The sequence below is a fragment of the Listeria weihenstephanensis genome, assembly GCF_003534205.1.
GTDB classification, from domain to species: Bacteria; Bacillota; Bacilli; order Lactobacillales; family Listeriaceae; genus Listeria_A; species Listeria_A weihenstephanensis.
Genome location: NZ_CP011102.1, coordinates 569936 through 593159, shown reverse-complemented (window position 1 = coordinate 593159; position 23224 = coordinate 569936). Strand labels below are relative to the sequence as shown.

Sequence of the window (23224 nt, the reverse complement as noted above, 5' to 3'; positions counted from 1 at the left end):
AACAGCCCCTATCTTTTAGATTTCATTGCTCGCGTTATTGTTAAATCATCTTGATTCGCATATTGACGATACAGAGGATTCTCCACCGCAACCAATTTCACGTAGCCATCCTTATTAAAATGCAATCCCCAGCCATATCGTTTCCCAAGTGGCGAAGTCCTCATACATGCTTGGCTCTTCCCAAAAAAAGTGACTTTTTCCGAATCCCTATGTGCCTCTGGAATCCCTTTATGCAACATATGCGTTTCAAAAAGAAGCTCCTCTTGTGTATATTTATAATCATACCCATTTAAAAGTTCAAATTGAATCTCACCAATTGTTTTTTGAGGCCGTTTTGCTCTTGGAATCTCACCGTGATCTGCCTTACTATCTTCAGCAACTAGAATAAACGTATTATAATAATTTAAATTCAATTTTACACACCCGCTTTTCATTTTATTGTATAATAGCCAAAAGGAGGAATTCTATCATGATCCTAGAAAGCGCTCTATTACAAGTGACACAAGGAAATACAGATGCATTTGAGAAAGACTTTGCTATCGCCTCTCGTATTATAGCTTCCATGCCAGGCTACATAAGCCATGAGTTGCATCATTGTCTTGAAGAAAGTACAAATTATTTACTGCTCGTTCAGTGGGAGACACTCGCCGATCATACCGATGGATTTCGAAAATCAGCCGGATATGAAGACTGGAAAAAGCTTCTCCACCACTATTATAACCCTTTCCCCGAAGTCAGGCACTTTACACGAATTATTTAATAAAAACAGAGTCAGCTCCGATCGGACTCTGTTTTGAATTCAATGCCATTAGTTGATCCGATATCCTTGAGTCAAGAAAAGCCAATATTTAAAGATAAACCATCAAAAAAAGCTGGCAAACCTACATTCAGGTTCCACCAGCTTACATCCTATTTCACCGCAATTTACTTCGCTGCAATCGCGTCTTTCAACTCTTCCACATATTTTTGTGCATTTTGTCCTGCGATACTACCATCACCCGTCGCCGTAACAACTTGGCGTAATGATTTCACACGAACATCTCCTGCAGCAAAAATACCCGGTATATTCGTTTCCATTTCTTCATTCGTTATAACATAGCCCTCATCATCCAAAATACCGAGCCCTTTAAAAGCCTTAGTCAATGGTACTAGACCAACGTATATAAAAGCCCCATCCGCATCGATAAGCGTTTCCGATCCGTCTACCGTTGAAATAAGACGCGCACCAGTCACTTTATTATCATCACCAACAATTTCTTCCACTGTTGCGTTCCAAACAAATTCAACTTTTTCATCTTTAAAAGCACGATCTTGCAAGATTTGTTGTGCACGTAATTTGTCGCGACGATGAACAATCGTTACTTTACTCGCATAACGCGTTAAATATGTTCCTTCTTCCACCGCTGAATCTCCGCCACCAACGACGATTAATTCACGATTTTTAAAGAAAGCCCCATCACACACCGCGCAATAAGAAACTCCGCGACCGCTATATTGGTCTTCACCAGCAGCGCCTAATTTGCGATGTTCCGCTCCCGTTGCAATAATAATCGAGCGTGCTTTAAACGTTTTAGAGCCCGCAACAACCGTTTTATATTCTTCCCCATTTTCAATTGATTTAATATCACCATAAGCATATTGCGCACCGAATTGCTTAGCCCCAGCGAACATTTTTTCGGACAAATCCGGGCCGAGAATACTCTCAAATCCAGGGTAGTTTTCAATATCGGCCGTATTCACCATTTGACCACCTGGCACGCCGCGTTCAATCATTAAAGTATCTAAATCAGCACGGGAAGTATAAAGCGCTGCTGTCATTCCAGCAGGACCAGCACCGATAATAATAACGTCATAGATCTTTTCTTCACTCACTTTTATTCCTCCAATCTAACTCTGTACTTTATCGTAAACCCTACATACCATTTCCGTCCATTTATCTGCTCAAAACCCTTCGATCTCAAGCGAATATTTGCGAAGCGAAGCAACCGAAATACCGAATAAATCAGCAATCACTTTTTGTGTGCCAAACTTATAACGATACAATATCGCCGCAGCCACGGCCTCTAAATTTTTCGTACGTAGATCATATTTCCGATCAATTGATTCCTTCATAAAATTCAAAGCAAACTGATACATCGGAGTCGTCTCTATTTTTGCAGGGAAACCCAGCTCTTCCATCCTTCCAAGAATAGCCACGACAGCGTTACAGTTCGCCGCATCCAAACTATCTGGTAAAAATTCAAACTCGGAGAAAATCAAGTGCTCGAAAAAGTCCCAACCCGTCATATCAAAATAATCATTAAACATGATCAAAGCCGGCTGTTTATCTGACACTGTTAGCAAATAAATACCGAATAAATGCTCCGCTTTATCAGAACTCGCCATTTTCTGTAATACAGCAGACTCATCATTAGCCAACAAATCAGGCTCGTCCCATGGAAAATTCAATTCTTCTCCATCAATTTGATTAAACTGCTGCCAAAAGTTCTCAGCTTCCTCAACACGCCCCAAGAAAAATGCCGTCTGCGCACGATAATAATAATATGCATAACGATCCATTATATCAAGTTGACTCACCTTGGCAAACAATTGATCCGCACGTTTATAGTTCCCCGCCATCGCATAAATACGCGCCAGTTTCTCACGTTGGAATGACATAAACGGCTCCACATTCCCAAGCTCCGCCAATATCTGCTCCGTTTGCTCCTGCTTAGCTTGATAATAAGCGTACAAATAAAGCTCACAAAGCGCCATCAAATTCCCTGGATCACGTGCCAGCACATCTTCTAAAATCGCCAAGCCTTCCGCGAACCGTTCTTCCTTAAATCGTATACCCGCGAGTTCCAAATAAGCCTGCCAAAAAGTAGGCTTTTCTTCAATCTCACTCACCAAGAATTGACTGAGTTCATCCAGTTTATCATCCGAAATATACGCATCCACTTTTTCCTTGAATGTGAAAAATTCCTTCTCCAAATCCGACATATCACTCACGCCAAAGCTTGCAAGCGGGGCTTCTTCCATGATCAACTGGATTAAGTCCTTTGCCTCTTCCACATATTCCCCCTCAGAAATACGCGCTAAATACTTATTTGCATGTTGTAATGCTGATTTAAAATCCTTCATATAAGCATAATTATTCGCCATAAAATAATAGCAATAATTAATATCGTCCGCTTCATCTAAAATCCGGCGCAAAATCTGATTCGATTTATCAAACTGCCCTAATTCCGTATAACAAATCGCCAACTGACACATAATCACAGGCTCATCTGGCTCAAAAAAAGCAGCCCTCTCCAAATAGCGTAGTGCTTCCGGCATTTCTTGATTACGAAAAGCCTCAATCCCACGCTGAAAATAAAATTCACCATTCGGTCGAAACGGAAAAATCTTGTTGCTTTCTTCTTTTTTACTATTCTTCAAATTTTTTACCTCCGTGCGTTATCCAATAAGATGAGTATACCATAAAATAAACAGTTGCAACGAAAAAGAAGCCACTTTGTCTAAAGTTAGCCTGATATAATCATGTATCAGTAGCTCATTCCCCTACTGAAGCCTCTATTTCGCTAATAATTATCGGGTTTCCACGTGCGAAACACCTTGCAGGAACATCTTTTGAAATCACGGCTCCAGCTCCAATAATTGCACCATTACCAACCTTTACACCAGGTAAAATCGTGACATTTGCGCCAATCATAACCTCGTCCCCAATCACAACCTCACCAACACGATACTCATCAATCAAGTACTCATGCGTTAAAATCGTCGTATGAAAACCAATCACCGAATTTCGGCCAATCGTAATTTTCTCAGGATAAAAAAGATCTACCGTCACCTTATACGCGATCGATGTGTGTTCACCAATCTCCATCCCAAGTCCATGTCGATACAACCACCGTTTCCCCCCCATAAAAGGAAAAATACGCCCGAATTCAATTACAAGCGTATTCTTCAATGTTCGTCCAAACGAAACGGTTTTATATACTTTCCAAAGTGGATTCACGCCACTGGCAGCTTTAAACCGCTTCGTTTGGCGCATTAATCTTCCCTCACGATATCGAGCAAGTCACCCATGGATTCTAAAATGTAGGTTGGGTTGTACGTTCTTAAATAGTCCGCACCACGAATCGCCCATGCGACACCAGCACTTTTCGTATTGGCATTATGCGCAGCTTCAATATCGTGATAATTATCACCGACCATGATCGCCTCATCCGCCGTCGAATTAAGCAATTTCAAGGCCATATTAATCCCTTCCGGATCAGGTTTTGGCGCCGCAACTTGATCAAGTCCAATCACCACCTGGAAATACTTATCCAAGCCAGTCGTTTTAAGACCTTTCTGGATCATGTCATACATTTTAGTAGATACGATCGCTAATTTGTAATCTTCCTCATATAGCGCTCTAATAGCTTCATAAACACCATCATATTCCAAAATAAGTTCATCATGATGCAATTTATTATATGCGCGATAATGATCCACCATTTCCTCAGCCTTCTCAGGATCAAGCGACGTAAATGTATCAATCAGCGAAGGGCCGATAAACGCATAAATGTCCTCACGCTCAAACGTCCGATCAGGAAAATAAAATCCTAGCGTGTGTTGAAACGTTTTAATAATCAATTCGTTCGTATTAATCAAGGTCCCGTCTAAGTCAAACAACAATGTCGTAATTTTCTTAGTCATGTTTACTCCCTCTCTAAAACTCTATTTCTTTTTCGCAAACCCATACTTATCTTCCAAATAATACGGTCGATCGCGCTTCACACGGAAGTAGGCAATCATAGCCACAGATACTGCGACAAGCACGATAGAAATGAACTGCGCCATACGAAGCGTATCCGTTAACATCAAACTATCCGTACGCATACCCTCGATAAAGAAACGTCCAACCGAATACCAAATAACATACGATAAAAATAGTTCCCCACGCAAAATTCGCGTCCGACGTAGTATAAGCAAGACAATAAACCCAATCACATTCCAGATCGACTCATATAAAAAAGTCGGCTGATAATAAATACCATCAATGTACATTTGATTAACAATAAAATCTGGTAAATGCAAACTCTCTAGAAAAGCTCGCGTCGTCGGTCCACCATGTGCCTCTTGGTTCATGAAGTTACCCCAACGCCCGATAGCCTGCGCAATAATCAAACTTGGTGCAATAATATCTGCTAACTGCCAAAACGATACTTTTTTGATCCTCGAAAAAATAATAGCCGTGATGACAGAGCCAATCAAAGCACCATGAATCGCGATTCCGCCGTTCCAAATTTTAACAATTTCATTTAGATGGTCCTTATAATAACTCCACTCAAATAGTACATAATAAATTCGAGCGCTAATAATAGCAATCGGAATCGCCCAAATCAGTAAATCTACTAAAATCTCCTTATCAACATTACGCTTTGTTGCCTCACGCAGAGCAATCAATAACGCAACGACTACCGCTGATGCGATAATAACGCCGTACCAACGTATCGATATGCCACCGAGTTGAATGGCGATCGGATCTAGTGCTGCTAAACTTAAATTCATCATACCCCTACTTTCTAAAATCAGACGAACATCAATCTGTCATACTACTATTTTGACCAATAAGGTTGTTTAAATCTTGTGTAAAACGTTCTGCTGCATTGTATCCCATATTTTTCAAACGGAAATTCATGGCAGCAACTTCAATAATAACTGCTAAATTTCGACCTGGACGAACGGGTACTGTAATTTTTGGCACATCAATATCAAAAATCCGAATCTTCTCTTCATCCAGTCCAACACGGTCATAATGCTTGTCCGGATCCCAACTCTCAAGATGCACAACAATCGTGATTTTCTTGCTCGAACGCACCGCACCTGCACCAAATAGCGTCATCACATTAATAATTCCTAATCCACGAATCTCGAGTAAATGCTCGATAATCGGCGGTGACTGACCAATAAGCGTCAACTCATCTTCCTGTCTAATCTCCACATTATCATCCGCAACCAATCGATGTCCGCGCTTCACAAGTTCAAGCGCCGTTTCACTTTTACCAACACCACTCGATCCCATAATCATGACACCAAGACCATAAATATCGACCAACACACCATGCATCGAAATCACAGGCGCCAATCTACTTTCCAAATAATTCGTAACATATACTGATAAACGCGTTGTTTTAAGCTTCGAACGCAACACAGGAATTTTCGCTTCCGTTGCTGCTTGCACCAACTCTTTCGGTGCTTCCAAATGGCGCGACACAACAAATGCCGGCGTCCGATTCGTACACATTTGGCGGAACCGTTTCAAGCACTCATCGCTCGACATCCCCTCCGAAAAAGAGATTTCCGTCATTCCAAAAAGCTGCACCCGATCCTCTGGGTAATAAGAGAAGAAGCCAGTTAATTCTAAGCCTGGACGTGATAAATCACTCGTCAAGATTGGCCGTTCCAATCCCTCTTCCCCACAAATCAATTCCAAATTTAGACGTTCCATTAAATCTTTCACCGTTACTGATTTTGTCATGAAAGTACCTCCATTAAGTCAACAGGTACAAAGCCAAAAGCACAGCCCATCCCGCTAATCTTTTTTGTATGCAATCTATATCTCATTTTAGCACTTTCTGATTTTTAAGGCTACCTATTTTTAAATTCATAAAAAGAAACCCCGAACTTAGCGTATCTTCTTGACTTAGAAGTTCTGCTATTTCGAGGTCTCATTTTTATCTTGCTTCCTTGTTGAAAAGTACTGAATTAATTACCATATTTGCAAGTGACATCAGTAACGCTATTAGAAGCGCCGTTCCAAAGCCATCAATTTGGATATAGCTACCTAAGAAGAACGATGTCAACTCTAGCATCAACGCGTTCACAACAAAGGTAAATAAACCAAGTGTGAAGATATTTATTGGCAATGTTAAAATGAGGAGAATCGGTCTCACTAACATATTCAAAATCGCCAATACAAAACTTGCAATAATCGCGCCCGTAAATCCTTCTACATGAAAACTGTCGAAAAATCCTGATAGGGCAACAAACAATATTGCATTAATTATAACTCCTGCTATCCAACGCATTTATTTAGTTCACTCCCAACTTGCATTCGCTGGCATAAGAATGGCCAAAACGATGTAGATTAAGATTCCAGTTCCGAAAAAGAGGGTTAGTATTGCCCATCCAATGCGGACCCATGTAGCATCCCATCCAAAGTATTCAGCAATCCCACCACATACACCTGCTAGCATCTTTTGTGACGATGATTTCGTTAATTTTCTCATGTTAGTTCCTCCTAAAGTAGATTATACTTGTTTTTCTTCTAATTCGGTAATTTTAATAATTCCATTATCCACTGCAGCTTGTAACGTTGCCACACTCATTTCCTCTGGATTCTGCGTAAATACAAGTGATTTATTAGATTCATCCCATACTTTTGCGTTTTTCAGATCGAAATAAATTTTTTCACGTTTCGTGCCGAGTGTTCCATCCACTTTCCATGTTGCGGGAATTTGGATACGAATATCGCCATGTGGTGCTTTCAAATCAGCCGCCGTTGCTTCGTCATTTTGCAGAATATAACCTACATCGCCTTGTTCAGCGACAGCCACGGTTGTTTTGAAATCTCCAGCAATGGAAACATCGCCTTTGAGTGTACGTAATTCAACATTTTCCACTTGACCACTCTTCAAAAGAATTTCTCCATCATCCGTACTGGCAACAAGGAATTTCCCAGCTGTTCCAGAAGAACGAATATCACCGTTACGGATTTTTAATGTCGCATCATCTGCTTCCATGTCATCATACTTCAAATTACCATTCAATAAATGAATTCTAACTTGCTCATACGCACGCTTTGGAATAGTTAGGACAATATCCGTTTTAAGCGCATCATTTTTTGATTCAAAAACGAAACGATCATTCGACATATCAAGCGTTGTTTGGGTGAAGAAATAATCCCAAAGCTTATCTTCGCTCAGTTGCTGCACTGCTCTCGCCTTACTATGAACCGAAAGAACAGTTCTCATTTTCACATCTTCTTTATCCCATGCCCGAATAATAATATCTCCCGTCGCAACCTTTAATTGCATTGTGCGGAAAGTTGTATTATTAAATTCAAACTCACGAATCGGTCTTGGTCTAGGCGCCGTTTGGGCTGGGCGCGCTTTTGCTTCCATGTTAGGACGATGGCGATTACCATGATTGTGACGTTCACGCATTGCTCTTGCACGATCTAGGTGACGTTCTTGCATTTCTTTTGCCCGTTCTGAGTGCATTTGTTGTGCTTGTTTCACGCGTTCACTTTTAGATTGCATTCTTTGTTCGTGACGATTATATTTATCCTGCATTTTTCGTTTATGGCGATCAATCGTATCCTCGTAACTAGCATTATCGGAAGGAATGAGGAACAAGGCAATAATATAAGCAATAACCCCGATCATCGTTTTCCAAGAAATAATAATAAGTACAACATAGATAATACGTAAAATATTGGCGTCGATGCCTAGATATTCAGAAAGTCCGCCGAAAACCCCGCCTATTTTACGATCTGATCTGGATCTCCTTAATTTTTTGTCCATCGTTGTTCCTTCCTTTCACTTTAAAGTATGTAACGAAACTTGCTAGTTCCGAGACTATTTCTAGTGAGAAAAATCTCAAAACTAGCAAATTATTCATTATTTGACGTCTTTTATTCTCACATTACCAGTCGTTGCTTCAGCCTCAATTTTTAGAACAGCTTCACTTGATCTTGGTAATTTTGTAAAAAGAATCGTTTTGTTAACAGAGTCTGATGTTTCATCTAAAACTTCAGCACCTGTAATGCCTAGATTAATCTTGCCTAGGTTTGTGTGCAATTTACCATCAACGCCTAGTTCGCTCGGTACTTGAACATCGATGTTACCCACACCAGTCTTTGTTTTAAGAAAACTAGAATCATGGTTTGTTAACGTGAATGAAATGTTTCCTGTTTTTGTTTGCAGGTTAGTTGAATCAAACGCGCCTTTAGCAGAAACGTTACCATGGAATGTTTTCAGCGATAGATCACGGACTGTACCGTTGTTCACGCGGACATTACCATTAATGGATTCAATTTCAGTAAGCGTCGTATTCAATGTTCCAACACTGATATTACCGTTCGTTGTTTTCGCAAACATGTCACGACCAGCTAATGCTTCCATGTGCAAATTACCATTCAAAATTTTGATTGATACATAGTCATATTCGCGTTCTGGCAAGTAAACCGTCAAGTTCGTTACCACTTGTTTCGATGGTGATTGGAAGCGCAATGTTTCCTCATCTACGCGTAACGTCGTTTTATCAAAGAAGATTTGCAATGCTTCCTCTTCCGGATATTCCTTGAATAATTTAATATTCGCATGTACTTTCACATCATCATTATCCGATTTTTTGAATTCCACATTTCCATTGGCAATTTCAAATTCTAAGATCGATAACGTTGTGTCGTGATAAACAAAATCGCGTTCTAATTTCGTCGATGTCAAGAACGGAATTGGCATATCCTTCACTTGCTCAAAGGCACTGTTTAGGAATTTCCCAAACTTTTCACCCGCTTGGGAAAGTTCATCCATAATTTGGCGTCCAGTATCTTGTTGTTTTTCTTGTCCAGGTTCTGCTTTTGGCTCTGGACGTTTCTTATAAGATGCCCCGCCACGATATGGATTTTCTTTTGTATTCCAACCTTGTGAGTAATCGTATTGTGCTTCTTCGACCTCTTCTTGTGCGGCTTCTTCTATTGTTTCTGAAGAACGAATGTTTTCTGCTGTTGCGCTTTTTCCTTCTTTTTTGGAAATGTTCTCAAGTAACGTCAGCGCCTCTTCTGTCGAAATAATACCTTGTTTTACTAACTCTAAAATTCGTTTGCGTTCGTTTTCCATGTTTTTTTCCTCCTCGTGGAAATAAAGCGATATCCATAAAATATTGTTAACCAACATCATTGTTTTCTAACTGATAACTCTATTATGAAGGACAATCCGAATTCTGTCATACAACCAGAGTATGATTATTTGTTTGGACTTTTGGCTCGAAGCAAAAAGATGAGACAAAAAGCCTGATCTCTCAAGCATTGCCTCATCTCATTATCATTCTTCTTTACTTGCTACTTTTTGTTTCATTCGTTCCTTATCTCGTTCCAAAATCGGTTTCAAGTACTTACCAGTATAGGATTTCTTAACTTTTACTACCTGCTCTGGTGTTCCTTTTGCAATAATTTGGCCACCGCCATCGCCACCTTCTGGACCTAAATCAATAAGATGATCGGCCTGCTTAATCACATCCAGATTATGCTCAATGACAAGAACCGTATCGCCATTATCATCGACTAAACGTTGTAATACTTTAAGCAAACGTGCAATGTCATCCGCGTGAAGCCCCGTTGTCGGCTCATCTAAAATATAGAATGACTTACCATTACTTCGTTTGTGAAGCTCGGAGGCGAGTTTAACACGTTGCGCTTCCCCACCTGAAAGAGTTGTCGCTGGCTGACCTAAACGAATATATCCCAATCCAACATCTACAATGGTTTGGAGTTTCCGACTAATTCGAGGGAGGTTTTTAAAGAAATCGAGACCTTCTTCTACAGTCATGTTAAGGACTTCTGCGATATTTTTGCCTTTGAAGCGAATATCGAGCGTTTCACTGTTATAGCGTTTTCCATGACAAATTTCACATGGTACGTATACATCAGGCAAGAAATGCATCTCAATTTTAATGATACCATCGCCTTTACATGCCTCGCAACGACCACCCTTTACGTTAAAACTGAAGCGTCCTTTTTTATAACCGCGAATTTTCGCTTCATTTGTAGAAGCAAACAAGTCACGAATATCATCAAAAACACCTGTATATGTTGCCGGGTTAGAGCGCGGCGTACGGCCTATTGGTGATTGGTCAATATCAATTATTTTTTCTAGGTTCTCAATACCTTTAATTTCTTTATGCTCACCAGGCTTCGCATGCGCTCGGTTAAGATGACGCGATAGCGCCTTACGCAGTACTTCATTGACAAGGGAACTCTTTCCAGATCCTGAAACGCCTGTCACACACGTGAATGTTCCAAGCGGGAATGCAGCTGTGACATTTTTCAGGTTATTGGCCTTAGCACCGATAATCTCAATTTGATTACCATTTCCTTTTCGGCGTTCAGTTGGGATAGGAATAAACTTCTTCCCTGATAAATACTGACCCGTGATGGAATTTTTGTTCGCGCGGACTTCTTCTGGAGTTCCCGCAGCGACCACTTGTCCACCGTGTTCGCCAGCGCCAGGTCCGATATCAATGAGATAGTCTGCCGCAAGCATTGTATCTTCATCATGCTCCACTACGATAAGTGTATTTCCAATATCCCGCATGCTTTGCAACGTGTGCACAAGACGATCATTATCACGCTGGTGAAGACCAATCGATGGCTCATCTAAAATATAAAGTACCCCTGTCAATCTTGAACCAATTTGTGTCGCTAAACGAATCCGCTGCGCTTCACCACCAGAAAGTGTCCCCGCCGCCCTACTCAATGTTAAATAGTCCAGCCCAACATTTTTCAAGAATCCTAATCGTTGACGCACTTCTTTTAAGATAGGTTTGGCAATTTGTGTTTCTTTTTCAGAAAGCCCCACTTCATCAAAGAAAGTAAGTGCTTCGATGATAGAAAAATTACTGACTTGACCCAGATGTGTATTGTTAATTTTGACTGCGAGCGCTTCTTCTTTAAGTCTGTAACCTTTACAAGAAGGACATGGCAAATCAGTCATATACTGCGCCATTTGCTCTCTTGTAAAGTCCGAACTTGTCTCCCGATAGCGACGTTCCACATTTGGAATAATGCCTTCAAATGGTATATTTGTTTCTCGCGTCATACCAAAATCGTTTTTATATTCAAAATAGAATTCCTTCCCTTTAGAGCCATTTAAAATAATATCAAGGTGCTCTTCAGGCAAATCTTGTAGCGGTGTATCCATATCAATATTGAATTCCTTACAAGCAGCAGCCAGCATCTTCGGATAATACTGCGAACTGATTGGTTTCCATGGGATAATGGCACCTTCATTAAGACTCAAGCTCATATCTGGGATAACCGATTCAATGTCTACTTCCAGCTTTGTTCCAAGCCCATCACACGTTGGACAAGCACCGAAAGGACTGTTAAATGAGAACATTCTTGGTTCTAATTCGCCCACCGAGAAGCCACAATAAGGGCAAGCGTAATGCTCACTAAATAAAAGCTCTTTGTCGCCAATGACATCTACGACCGCGTAACCTTCTGCAAGTCTCAGTGCCGACTCAATAGAATCAAATAAACGAGAGGTGACGCCTTCCTTTACAACAATACGATCAATCACGATATCAATCGAGTGTTTTTTGTTCTTCTCAAGTTCGATTTCATCACCAATGTCATACATTTCACCATCAATTCGAACACGAACGTAGCCTTCTTTTTTGACGCCTTCTAATGTTTTCTTGTGAGCACCTTTCTTACCTGAAACAATCGGAGCTAAAATTTGAATTCTTGTTTTTTCAGGTAATTCTAAAACACGATCCACCATCTGTTCAATCGTTTGTGAAGAAATCTCGATACCATGGTTAGGGCAAATCGGATGTCCCACACGTGCATACATCAATCGTAAATAGTCATGAATTTCTGTTACAGTTCCTACCGTTGAACGTGGATTACGACTCGTTGTTTTTTGATCAATCGAAATCGCTGGCGACAAACCTTCAATTAAATCAACATCTGGCTTATCCATTTGACCTAAAAATTGACGTGCGTAAGAAGATAGCGATTCTACATAACGCCTCTGTCCTTCTGCATATATTGTATCAAAAGCTAATGATGATTTCCCCGATCCAGATAAACCTGTCATAACAACAAGCTTATCACGCGGAATCTCCACATTAATATTTTTTAAATTGTTGGCTCTTGCTCCTTGTATTACAATTTTATCTTTTTCCAACTACAATCATCCTTCCGCTTTTAGCTCAAGTAAGGTATCACGAAGTTGCGCCGCACGCTCGAAGTCCAGTGCTTTTGCAGCAGCTCTCATTTCATGTTCTAATTCTTCAATAAAGGCCATTCGCTCTTTCTTATTCATCTTGCTAAGATCTTTCAGGTGCTCCGTTTCTCTAACCTCCGCAGCACTTGTCGCTGAGATAACGCCCCGAACATCTTTTATAATCGTTTGAGGTGTAATGCCATGCTCCTTATTGTAAGCTTCCTGAATTTCACGACGACGTGATGTTTCACTGATAGCATAATTCATCGCATCGGTCATCTTATCTGCGTACATAATAACCTTACCGTTCTGATTACGTGCCGCACGACCAATTGTTTGGACCAAAGAACGCTCCGAACGTAAGAACCCTTGTTTATCAGCATCCAAAATCGTTACAAGAGAAACCTCAGGAATATCGATTCCCTCACGTAATAAATTAATCCCAACAAGTACGTCATACACGCCTAGTCTAAGATCTCGAATAATCTCAATCCGCTCTAACGTCTTAATTTCTGAATGCAAATACTGCACCTTAATACCTGTTTCTTTCAAGTAATCTGTTAGATCCTCCGACATTTTCTTGGTTAACGTCGTAATAAGAACACGCTCATTTTTCTCAATTCGTTCATTTATTTCATCAATCAGATCATCAATTTGGCCTTCAATTGGCCGAACTTCAATAATCGGATCAAGCAAACCAGTAGGCCGAATAATTTGTTGAATAACATCTGGATTAAGCTCCAATTCATATGGTCCTGGTGTTGCCGAAATATACATAATTTGATTCACATGTTTTTCAAATTCCTCTAATCGAAGTGGACGGTTATCAAGTGCAGATGGCAAACGAAATCCATGATCTACCAGCATTTGTTTCCGCGCTTGGTCTCCATTATACATACCGCGAATTTGTGGCATCGTTACATGCGATTCATCAATAACAATTTGAAAATCATCTGGGAAAAAGTCTAACAATGTATATGGCGTTGAGCCAGGTTCCCGCAAAGATAAATGACGCGAATAGTTCTCTACGCCAGAGCAGTATCCCATCTCTTCCATCATTTCAATATCATAATTCGTACGCTGTTCTAATCGTTGCGCTTCTAAAAGCTTATTGTTATCACGCAACACCTTCAATCGATCTGCGAGCTCTGCTTTAATATTAACAATTGCTTTTTTCATAATATCTGGTCGCGTTACAAAGTGAGATGCCGGAAAAATAGAAACATGTTCGCGTTCACCAATAATTTCACCAGTTAACGCATCTACTTCACGAATTCGTTCGATTTCATCACCAAAAAACTCGACACGCATACAGTGCTCATCACGAGATGCTGGGAAAATTTCCACCACATCACCACGAACACGAAAACGACCGCGCTGAAAATCAATGTCATTGCGATCATACTGTATTTCGACTAGATCACGCAACAACTGATCTCGGCTAATCTCCATTCCTGGTCTAAGAGAAACAAGCATTGCGCCATATTCTTCTGGCGAACCTAAACCATAAATACATGAAACACTAGCAATAATGATAACATCTCGTCTTTCAAACAATGAAGCTGTCGCTGAATGTCGTAATTTATCAATTTCATCATTGACGCTCGAATCCTTCTCAATAAAGGTATCCGTTTGCGGAACATAAGCCTCTGGTTGATAATAATCATAGTAACTCACAAAATATTCTACTGCATTGTTCGGAAAAAATTCCTTAAACTCACTATATAATTGCCCCGCCAATGTCTTATTATGTGCAATAACAAGCGTAGGCTTATTTACTTTTTCAATAACATTTGATACCGTAAAAGTCTTACCCGTTCCTGTTGCTCCAAGTAAGGTTTGATGCTTCACACCATTGTTTAAACCCGCAACCAACTTCTCAATTGCTTTAGGCTGATCCCCTTGTGGCGTATATTTCGAAACTAGTTGAAATGTATCCTTCACCTTTTCTCCTCCTCCGTAAAAACGAAAGTGAGTCTAGGCAAATCCCAGACTCATCACTTGTATCTATTTTACCATATTTTTTTTCAAAGGTATACTAAAAAGCGAACGTATTTTCGTATCCAAAGGACGAAAAGCGCTCATCTACGTCGTTAAAGGCTCCGTTCCGGTGCTCAGGTACAATCGTACATTCTGCTCCGGTACTCGCCTTTGCCTAGTAGCTAAGCACTTTTCGTCCTTTGGATGTTCTGTGGTTGAATCTCCGTGAGGCGTTGCTTTTGATTTTGTAGAGAGATTTTGAGATTTTACACCCCACAGTCTAGGCTCTGTTCCAGCGTTCATGTACAATCTGCTCCGGTACTCGCCTTTGGGGATGCGTCTGGCTTTTAGTGAAGGAATATGAATATTTTGCTAACATGTAGTCAAATTCTAGCCACTTATCCTTCTTCAGCTTGGCGTCGCTTGGTGAGCATGTGGGTTGCTGCGATGAAGCCAAGCGTCATAGAAACGGCGTCTATTCCTATGAGCCACCAGGTGTTTGTGAAGCCTAGGCGGGCGGATGCGGCTATTAGAATGATCGTTAGGCCTAGTCCAACGAAGCGTTGGTAGGTAATCCGAGTTAAAATAATGACCAACAATCCTGGAAAAATAAGCGCCGAAATTAGCTGATCCCACATAGATTTACTCTCCCCTTTTAAATGTCCGCTTTTAACACGCGTTCTTTTATTTCATTTGATAAGGCTGGTAATTCTGTTTTTTCAATGCCTTTTTCAGCGAGTAGATCTGGAAGTATTTCTCGTAAAAAGTATTGTACTGATGCCATTTCGCGGAATTTATAAATCGTTTCCAAGGCTTCACTATAAATTTTGACAAAAGTCGGTTCTGGATTTCCTTTTTGAATCTCGCCAAATGATTCGTAGAGCAGGTCGACTTTATCTGCAACAGCTAGGATTTGGCCTTCTAAGGTGTCATCTTTACCTTCTTTTAATAGAACGTGATAGATGGCTTGGAATTCGGGTGGTATTTCGTTATCAATAAAGTTGCGTGTCATGGTTTCTTCCACTTCAGACAACATTTCGCGGAGCTCAGCCGTTGCGTATTTTACTGGTGTCTTGATGTCACCGATAAATAGTTCTGGATAATCGTGATTTAGTGCTTTTTCGTATAGCGCGCGCCAATTGACAGTATTGCCAGCTTGCTCCTCTACGTTACCTAAAAACTGCGCTACTTGTGTGACTTTGAACGAATGCTCGGCCACAGAATGTTCCTGATACTTGAACTTTCCTGGACAGCGATAAATGTTTTCCAAATCGGATAGACTACGAAAATACTGGTGAATTCCCATTTCCCCTCACTCCTTCTCATTCTTCTTGTTTTTTGTTATCTGGGTGTGTGTTCTCTACTTCGCGCATGATTAATGCCGAACTAAACCCGAGCAATGCAATGATTGCCGCGGAATATTGTCTGAAATTATCAGCTGCAAAAATATAAATTAATCCCATAAAAATAAGTGTGGTGACGATTCCCCATGTGAATAGCTTGTGACCTCTTGATACGCCAACTTTCATAACAGAATAAATCCCCACATAACAGACAGCCTGAATTAAAATAAATTGAACAACGGAAATAATAAGGACAGATGTCAGATCATTATTGTACATGACTGATAGAACCGAGACCGCTAGCAAGGCGATAATGCCTAAAATAACGACTACTTTTTTCGTGCCAGATAATTGCTTCATATGTTTCCCCCAAATGGTTTTCTTTTTTTCTAGTATACCGAGCTTGGGCTATGATAGCAACCTAAAACACTTACTAAACACTGATAGAATGCGGTTTATCTACTTATTTTAGTTAACCCAATAAAACGTAGATAAGAGAGGCAACCTAGTAGCATTACTACAAGGAGGAACATCGTCGTCGCGATATGTTGGATCACGAATAGCATTGCGATAAAAGTAACAACGAGAATACCTACTACCGGTAGGAAACTTTTGAATGTAAAATCGATTCCACTTTTTTGATAGACTTTTAAATTAACAAGCGTACTTACAAAGAACATCAGCATTCCAACAAAAAGTAAGGTGAGGAAGAAATAGGGCTCAATTGGTTCGTGAATATACATTTCTAATAATACTGTTATCAAATTTAGACTAATGAAAATAAATAGATGCGAATGAATCATTGTCAATCCGCTCGTCTCCATGTGATGATTCATGCCAGTTGTATACGTAATCATATAGAACGCGAATAGTAGAACCATGATCAGATAGAAGAGTACGCTTGCCATCGATATGTGTTGATAGCTGATCGTAGTAGCCACAGCAATGACAGATTCTCCAAATAGGAGGATGACAAATAAACTATAACGCTCTGCTAAATGCTCGAAATTCGTTGGTACCGCTGCTAACGTTTTGCTAAATACCATAGGGAAAAATGCCACAAACAAAATCGATATAAAATAGAGCCAAAAATGAATACCTGAGTCTGTAAGTAGAGCTACCGCTGCTAGAGTTATGGAGCATAGCAGCGTCACAATCAGCCGTTGACATAAACGTCGCACATCGGAATCTTTCGTTTCCACTAAAACAAGTACATACTGAACTAAAATACTCAAAAATAATAGCGTCGTACAAGCAACAAACGTGAAAAATGTTTTTTCAAAATCTGGATTTATAGCTTGCGACAAGATGATAACAAGAAACATATCGATAAAGATAAAAATATAATCTCGCAATCTATTCATAAAGAAACGATTAGAAAATACTGTTTGGTAAGTCCAAATACACCAAAAAACAAGGAAAAGCATTAGAAATTTCCCCAGCAACTCAAAAGGGATTTGTTCATCATGATTTAAATAATTCACTGTCGTTGTAATCCTACTAATCGCGTAAACAAAGATTAAATCATAAAATAGCTCTGCAACACTCACTTTCTTTTCTACTAATTTTCTCATTTCATATTCCACCCTTCCTTTATCGTGGCGCTTCACTCGGGCTTTCATACCCAAAAATTCGCCACTTTTTATACTATAAAACTGATGGAATAGTGTCAATCCCCCTCTAAGTAAGAAAATGGATTTTACACAAAAACACCTTTCTCAAAATAACAGTTTGAATCAACTGCCACTTCAAGGAAGGTGTTACTTGAATGCTACTTATTTTTCTCTGTTTTTTTCTTCTTTTGTCCGTATTAAGATAGATAATCCGAAAATAGTAACAATAATCGTAGCTCCCATATCAGCCATGATGGCCATCCATAACGTTAGGTAGCCTAACATTGCTAGGACTAACGCCAAAATTTTCAAGCCTAGTGCGAACGCAATGTTAAAGAAAACGACACGACGTACTTTTTGAGCTATTTTCACGGTGATTGGGAGGTTACCGAGGTGATCTTGCATCAGAACGATATCAGCGACTTCAATCGCGCTATCTGTTCCTTTCCCCATCGCGATACCGAGATCTGCTGTTGCTAGAGCTGGTGAATCATTAATACCATCGCCGACCATTGCAATACTGCCATTTTGATCGTGTAGTTGTTGAATTTTTGTTAATTTATCTTCTGGTAACAGACCTGCGTAATATGTGTCCATTCCGATTTCTTTCGCAACTTTCTCCGCTGTTTTTTCATGGTCACCCGTCAGCATGATAATATTCGTCATGCCCTCTTTATGGAGCTGTTGAACTAGTTCCTTACTCTCTTTACGAAGTGCGTCACGAATTCCGAACATGCCTAGAATAGCTGTTTCTGAAGCAGTTATAACCACTGTATAGCCATCATCTTTCAGTTGCGCCACATCGTTACGCGCTTGATCGGTCCAACTCGTAGCAGGAATTTGTTGTTCGTTCCCTAAGAAATAAGATTTCCCCTCAAAAATACCGCTAAGACCCTTACCACCAATCGTTGTTAACTCATCCATTTCTGGAAGTGTCGCAACTTTGTCGTTCACTCGTGTCATTACTGCTGCTGCAATTGGATGCCCTGAGCTTTGTTCCATCATTCCGGAAATTTGGAAGAAATTCGCTTCATCGTAAACCACTTCTTTTGCCACGGCTGGCTTACCTTCTGTTAGGGTTCCTGTTTTATCGAAGGCGATTTGTTTTGTTTTTGCTAATTGTTCTAAGAATACGCCGCCTTTGATTAATACGCCGTTTTTGGCGCTGCGGGTAATTCCTGATACGATGGCGACTGGTGAAGAAAGGATCAGCGCACATGGACAACCGATGATTAGAACCGCAAGTCCTTCGTAAACCCAGTAGCTCCAAGATCCGCCGAAGAATAGAGGTGGTGCAACGGTTACGAGTACTGCAAATAACATGATAATTGGTGTATAATACTTCGCGAATTTATCGATAAATAATTCCGTTGGTGTCTTCGTTTCTTGCGCTTCCTCTACCAAGTGTAAAATTTTAGCTAGGGAAGAATCCTCATAAATAGCGGTAATTTCAGCTTTTAGTGTTCCTTCATTGTTTACTGAACCGCCGAATAAAGCGTCACCAGCTTCTTTTTCTACTGGCATCGATTCACCAGTAATTGCAGCCTCATTGACAGAACTTTTTCCGTCGATAATTTTTGCGTCAGAAGGAACTTTATCACCGGCTTTGATTAGAACAACATCGCCCAATTTCAGCTCATTGATTGGCACTTCTACCGCAATACCGTCTTTTAGGATATTCGCCGTTTTTGGAACTACTTTTAATAATTCGGACATCGATTTACGGGCTTGTCGCATTCCGAAGCCTTCTAAATATTCATTCACACCGAACAATATCGCAACGACCGTTCCTTCGCCCCAATCACCGATGATGAAAGCACCGACAAGCGCTACCGTCATTAGTGTGTCAATGTTGAATTTAAAACGAAATAAATTTTTGAGCCCTTTGAAAAATGTTTGGTAACCGCTTAGCGCTGCCGCTACAAAATAAATACTAAAAGTTCCCCAGTTTGGAATATATTTTTCAGTCAAAAAAGCGACGAAGAATAGAATTGTTGAAATTCCGATTTGAATCATCAGCTGTTTGTCACCATGGTCGTGGTCATGATTGTGATCATCTTCTGTTGGTATGACTGAAACGCCTTCTCGTTTTAATACTTTTTCAACGTCCGCCATTTCCATTTTGTTTGAGATCACCATTTTCCCTGAATTATAAAGTACTTTGGCATCTTTTCCATGTTTTAAATCTTTCAACTCGTCTTCCATTTCCTTGGCACAGTTAGCGCATGATAGTCCACTTAATTTGAACTCAGCCATTGTTGTCGCATCCCTTCCGCATCAATGATGTTCCACGTGTCTAACTGCCTGAGTCAGCAATTCTAAAACATGGTTATCATCCTGCGTATAATAAATTGTCGTTCCTTCACGCCTTGACTTCACCAATCGTAAATTCTTTAAAAATCGTAATTGATGAGAAACAGTTGTTTGATTGAACCCCAGCGTCCGCGCAATATCATTCACTGAATACTCCTGATCCTGCACTAAGTTTAAAATTTGTACTCGGGTAGGATCTGCTAATGCTTTGAAAATTTGCGTTACGCCAAAAAGGGTTTCTTCGCTCAGTAGTTCTTTACTTTGTTCCATCTTTCAACGCCTCATTTCTCGTATATGTTCATATACACATATAATAGCGTAAAAAAAGATATGTAGCAAATTTTAGATGTATTTTTCATATATGCTTATATACACATATATTAATATATAAACATGAAAAAAGCAAGTATTTTATCTAATTCGATAGCAATTTGAACATTCTAACCTTATTTATGTAAAAAATGAGCTCAATCGACAAAATCATGATATAATTTACACAAAGGAGTGATAGCATGCCAGATTTAAGCGGACGACTGACAGTTTTAAGGGAAAAGCAAGGCTGGTCAAAAGCCGAAACAGCAAGACGACTCGGACTGAAGGCCCCTTCTACATACGGTAATTGGGAGTATGGTATTCGAGAACCTGATTTGGATACGGTTCGCCATATTGCAACATTATTCGATGTATCTGTAGACTATTTGATTGGACAAAATAGCGAACCATCCTATAAGCCAGTCACAACAAAAGAGAAGAATGACATCGCAAAGCGCATCGAAAAAATAATTGAAGATTTGCGCTACGAGGAACATCAGCATCTTAATGGAGAATACTTACAAGAGGAAACTGCTGAATTCATTATGGATTCTCTCGATTTCATGTTAAAACAAGCGCGAAAACTAAATAGTTAAGCTAAAAAAGACTCTGTCATTGCGACGGAGTCTTTTTCTATTCTAGTTATTCAGTTCTTCAATCTCGCCACTCTTCAAGTAGACAATCCATTCACACACGTTCGTTACATAGTCCCCCATGCGCTCTAAGTATTGTGCCACAAGCAATAAATGAGAAATTTCTTCTAGATGATCTGGGTCTTCTTGCATAAAATGGATACACTTTGTATAAATAATTCGCTGTAATTTATCGACCTCATTATCTCGAGATGCAATTTCACGAGCGGCTTCTTCATCTTCCGCGAGATACGCTTTTAAAACATCTTGCACCATCATTTTAACCATATCGCCCATTTCTTGAATTTCTGGAATTGGCTTCACTACTTTACTTCGACCCACTAGAATCGTTGTTTTAGCGATACTAACCGCGTGATCTCCAATTCGTTCTAAATCTGAGCTGGCCTTAAGAACAGTGACAATTTTGCGAAGGTCGATGCCAACGGGTTGTTGCAAAGCGATTAACTCAAACGAGCGCTGTTCTAGTGCTAGTTCCATATTATTGATCGAACGATCGCTAACGATGACGTTTTCCGCTAACTCTTGATCCCGATTCACGAGGGACTTGACGGCTTTATAGATTGCCTCATTCACTAACATCCCCATCTCAAGTAAATGTTGATGCAACTCGGTTAACTGTTCATTAAAAATTTTTCTAACTGGCATATGCTTCTCTCCTTATCCAAATCGTCCTGAGATATAGTCTTGCGTTTTTTGTTCTGCTGGATTTGTGAAAATGGTGGTCGTATCGGTGAATTCAATAATTTCTCCGTTGAGGAAAAAGGCCGTCTCATCCGAAATCCGCGATGCTTGTTGCATATTATGCGTCACGATAACGATGGTATAGTTTTTCTTCAGCTCTAAAATTAGATTCTCCATCTTAGCTGTGGAAATTGGATCGAGCGCGGAAGTTGGCTCATCCATTAAAATAACTTCGGGTTGTACTGCCAAAACACGGGCGATACAGAGGCGTTGCTGCTGACCGCCAGACATGCCAAGCGCTGATTTATGCAAGCGATCATGGACTTCCTCCCATAATGCAGCTTGTTTTAAGCTACGTTCGACAATTTCATCTAAGCGTTTTTTATTTTTAATGCCGTGCGTTCGCGGGCCATAAGCGACATTATCATAGATAGAAAATGGGAACGGGTTTGGTTGCTGAAATACCATCCCAACCTTTTTGCGTAGATTTACTGTGTCGATTTTGGAGCTTTGGATGTTTTCGTTGGCAATTTTGATCTCGCCTTTAGTCGTCACGTTGGGGATCAAGTCGTTCATTCGGTTCAATGTGCGGAGAAAAGTCGATTTACCACATCCAGACGGTCCTATAAGTGCCGTCACACGATTTTTTTTGAAGTTTAGGTTAATCTTGTTTAGCGCTTGTTTTTGACCGTAGAACAGGTCTACGTCTTTAGCTTCGATAACATATTCCGTGTCGGTGATAGTCGTTTGCATTTGGGTGGCTCCTTCCGGTTTGTTTGGTCTTTATGAGGTGTGTGTTGTTGGTTTAGTTGGTGAGTCTAGTGAACGTGTAGCGTATACTGGCTGTTGTGTTTGGAGTTGGGACTTTGTCTGTTTTTTAAGTTTGGCGTTTAGGGAGCTTTGGTCTCAGAGTTATGTGTTTCTTCTTGGTTTGCGCCTTCGGATCTAGCTTCACGGGCTAGCTCCTCAAAAACTTCATGCCCTCCATAAAAATCAAGTGCGGATTTTCACTATGGCCCTTCCAGTTCTTTTCGGAGCTGAACGAGCCCGTTACGCTTTTCAGGTGATCTAGCTTCACGGGCTAGCTCCTCAAAAACTTCATGCCCTCCATAAAAATCAAGTGCGGATTTTCACTGCGGCCCTTCCAGTTCTTTTCGGAGCTGAACGAGCCCGTTACGCTTTTCAGGTGATCTAGCTTCAACGGCCAACTCCTCGAAAACTTCACGCCCTCCATAAAAATCAAAAGAGGATTTTTACTGCGGACGCTCCAGTTTTTTTCGGAGCTGAACGGGCCGTTTCAGCTTTTCAGGTGATCCAGCTTCACACGCCAGTCCCTCGAAATT

The 23224-nt window shown here is 40.4% G+C and carries 23 protein-coding genes; 2 read left to right on the top strand and 21 right to left on the bottom strand.

Features of this window, described 5'->3' with window-relative positions:
* Positions 1 to 8: 8 nt before the first annotated feature.
* Positions 9 to 413, bottom strand: a complete 405-nt coding sequence (locus UE46_RS02795) for a DUF6157 family protein (protein ID WP_118907380.1) — start codon at positions 411 to 413, stop codon at positions 9 to 11.
* A 56-nt stretch (positions 414 to 469) separates the two neighbouring features.
* On the opposite strand from UE46_RS02795, the gene UE46_RS02790 reads away from it, so the two are divergent.
* Positions 470 to 760, top strand: coding sequence for an antibiotic biosynthesis monooxygenase family protein (locus UE46_RS02790; protein WP_036059733.1), 291 nt, complete (start codon positions 470 to 472; stop codon positions 758 to 760).
* A 164-nt stretch (positions 761 to 924) separates the two neighbouring features.
* On the opposite strand, the gene trxB is transcribed toward UE46_RS02790, so the two are convergent.
* From trxB to UE46_RS02700, 18 genes are all read right to left on the bottom strand, one after another.
* Positions 925 to 1872 (bottom strand): thioredoxin-disulfide reductase, encoded by a 948-nt coding sequence (gene trxB, locus UE46_RS02785; RefSeq protein ID WP_036059730.1) that lies wholly within the window; start codon positions 1870 to 1872, stop codon positions 925 to 927.
* 69 nt (positions 1873 to 1941) lie between these two features.
* On the bottom strand, positions 1942 to 3420 hold the full coding sequence (locus UE46_RS02780) for a tetratricopeptide repeat protein (protein ID WP_051492835.1): 1479 nt from the start codon (positions 3418 to 3420) through the stop codon (positions 1942 to 1944).
* Between the two features lie 115 nt (positions 3421 to 3535).
* A complete protein-coding gene (locus UE46_RS02775; protein WP_036059728.1) occupies positions 3536 to 4036 on the bottom strand; it encodes an acyltransferase in 501 nt (166 codons plus the stop codon).
* A complete protein-coding gene (ppaX, locus tag UE46_RS02770; RefSeq protein ID WP_036059727.1) occupies positions 4036 to 4686 on the bottom strand; it encodes a pyrophosphatase PpaX in 651 nt (216 codons plus the stop codon). The genes UE46_RS02775 and ppaX overlap by 1 nt, the downstream gene beginning before the upstream one ends.
* A 21-nt stretch (positions 4687 to 4707) precedes the next feature.
* On the bottom strand, positions 4708 to 5541 hold the full coding sequence (gene lgt / locus UE46_RS02765; protein WP_036059792.1) for a prolipoprotein diacylglyceryl transferase: 834 nt from the start codon (positions 5539 to 5541) through the stop codon (positions 4708 to 4710).
* A gap of 31 nt (positions 5542 to 5572) precedes the next feature.
* Positions 5573 to 6511 (bottom strand): HPr(Ser) kinase/phosphatase, encoded by a 939-nt coding sequence (gene hprK, locus UE46_RS02760; RefSeq protein ID WP_036059725.1) that lies wholly within the window; start codon positions 6509 to 6511, stop codon positions 5573 to 5575.
* A gap of 196 nt (positions 6512 to 6707) precedes the next feature.
* Positions 6708 to 7061, bottom strand: coding sequence for a phage holin family protein (locus tag UE46_RS02755; RefSeq protein ID WP_036059722.1), 354 nt, complete (start codon positions 7059 to 7061; stop codon positions 6708 to 6710).
* 9 nt (positions 7062 to 7070) lie between these two features.
* Positions 7071 to 7262, bottom strand: coding sequence for a PspC domain-containing protein (locus UE46_RS02750; RefSeq protein WP_036059720.1), 192 nt, complete (start codon positions 7260 to 7262; stop codon positions 7071 to 7073).
* Between the two features lie 21 nt (positions 7263 to 7283).
* Positions 7284 to 8558 carry a PspC domain-containing protein gene (locus tag UE46_RS02745; protein ID WP_118907379.1) on the bottom strand — a complete coding sequence of 425 codons (1275 nt, stop codon included), beginning with the start codon at positions 8556 to 8558 and terminating at the stop codon, positions 7284 to 7286.
* A 96-nt stretch (positions 8559 to 8654) separates the two neighbouring features.
* The gene (locus UE46_RS02740) at positions 8655 to 9875 is read right to left on the bottom strand and encodes a DUF4097 family beta strand repeat-containing protein (RefSeq protein WP_036059719.1); all 1221 of its coding nucleotides are present in this window, start codon (positions 9873 to 9875) and stop codon (positions 8655 to 8657) included.
* Between the two features lie 204 nt (positions 9876 to 10079).
* Positions 10080 to 12947, bottom strand: coding sequence for an excinuclease ABC subunit UvrA (gene uvrA, locus UE46_RS02735; protein ID WP_036059715.1), 2868 nt, complete (start codon positions 12945 to 12947; stop codon positions 10080 to 10082).
* A gap of 6 nt (positions 12948 to 12953) precedes the next feature.
* Positions 12954 to 14930: an excinuclease ABC subunit UvrB gene (uvrB, locus tag UE46_RS02730; RefSeq protein ID WP_118907378.1), complete on the bottom strand. Its 1977-nt coding sequence runs from the start codon at positions 14928 to 14930 to the stop codon at positions 12954 to 12956.
* A gap of 434 nt (positions 14931 to 15364) precedes the next feature.
* The gene (locus UE46_RS02725; RefSeq protein WP_036059713.1) at positions 15365 to 15604 is read right to left on the bottom strand and encodes a CsbA family protein; all 240 of its coding nucleotides are present in this window, start codon (positions 15602 to 15604) and stop codon (positions 15365 to 15367) included.
* Between the two features lie 17 nt (positions 15605 to 15621).
* Positions 15622 to 16272 (bottom strand): HD domain-containing protein, encoded by a 651-nt coding sequence (locus UE46_RS02720; protein WP_036059711.1) that lies wholly within the window; start codon positions 16270 to 16272, stop codon positions 15622 to 15624.
* Between the two features lie 16 nt (positions 16273 to 16288).
* The gene (locus UE46_RS02715; RefSeq protein WP_036059709.1) at positions 16289 to 16669 is read right to left on the bottom strand and encodes a hypothetical protein; all 381 of its coding nucleotides are present in this window, start codon (positions 16667 to 16669) and stop codon (positions 16289 to 16291) included.
* A 95-nt stretch (positions 16670 to 16764) separates the two neighbouring features.
* Positions 16765 to 17883, bottom strand: coding sequence for a low temperature requirement protein A (locus tag UE46_RS02710; RefSeq protein WP_036059790.1), 1119 nt, complete (start codon positions 17881 to 17883; stop codon positions 16765 to 16767).
* A gap of 201 nt (positions 17884 to 18084) precedes the next feature.
* Complete coding sequence (locus UE46_RS02705) at positions 18085 to 20178, bottom strand: heavy metal translocating P-type ATPase (protein WP_036059705.1); 2094 nt, start codon at positions 20176 to 20178, stop codon at positions 18085 to 18087.
* A gap of 21 nt (positions 20179 to 20199) precedes the next feature.
* Positions 20200 to 20505, bottom strand: a complete 306-nt coding sequence (locus UE46_RS02700; protein WP_036059704.1) for an ArsR/SmtB family transcription factor — start codon at positions 20503 to 20505, stop codon at positions 20200 to 20202.
* 242 nt (positions 20506 to 20747) lie between these two features.
* On the opposite strand from UE46_RS02700, the gene UE46_RS02695 reads away from it, so the two are divergent.
* Positions 20748 to 21143: a helix-turn-helix domain-containing protein gene (locus UE46_RS02695; RefSeq protein WP_036059702.1), complete on the top strand. Its 396-nt coding sequence runs from the start codon at positions 20748 to 20750 to the stop codon at positions 21141 to 21143.
* Positions 21144 to 21185: 42 nt separating this feature from the next.
* Here the strand turns inward: UE46_RS02695 and phoU are convergent, their stop codons facing one another.
* On the bottom strand, positions 21186 to 21845 hold the full coding sequence (gene phoU, locus UE46_RS02690; protein WP_036059700.1) for a phosphate signaling complex protein PhoU: 660 nt from the start codon (positions 21843 to 21845) through the stop codon (positions 21186 to 21188).
* Between the two features lie 12 nt (positions 21846 to 21857).
* Entirely contained in the window at positions 21858 to 22634 is a 777-nt protein-coding gene (pstB, locus tag UE46_RS02685) for a phosphate ABC transporter ATP-binding protein PstB (RefSeq protein WP_036059697.1), read from the bottom strand.
* Between the last annotated feature and the right edge of the window lie 590 nt (positions 22635 to 23224).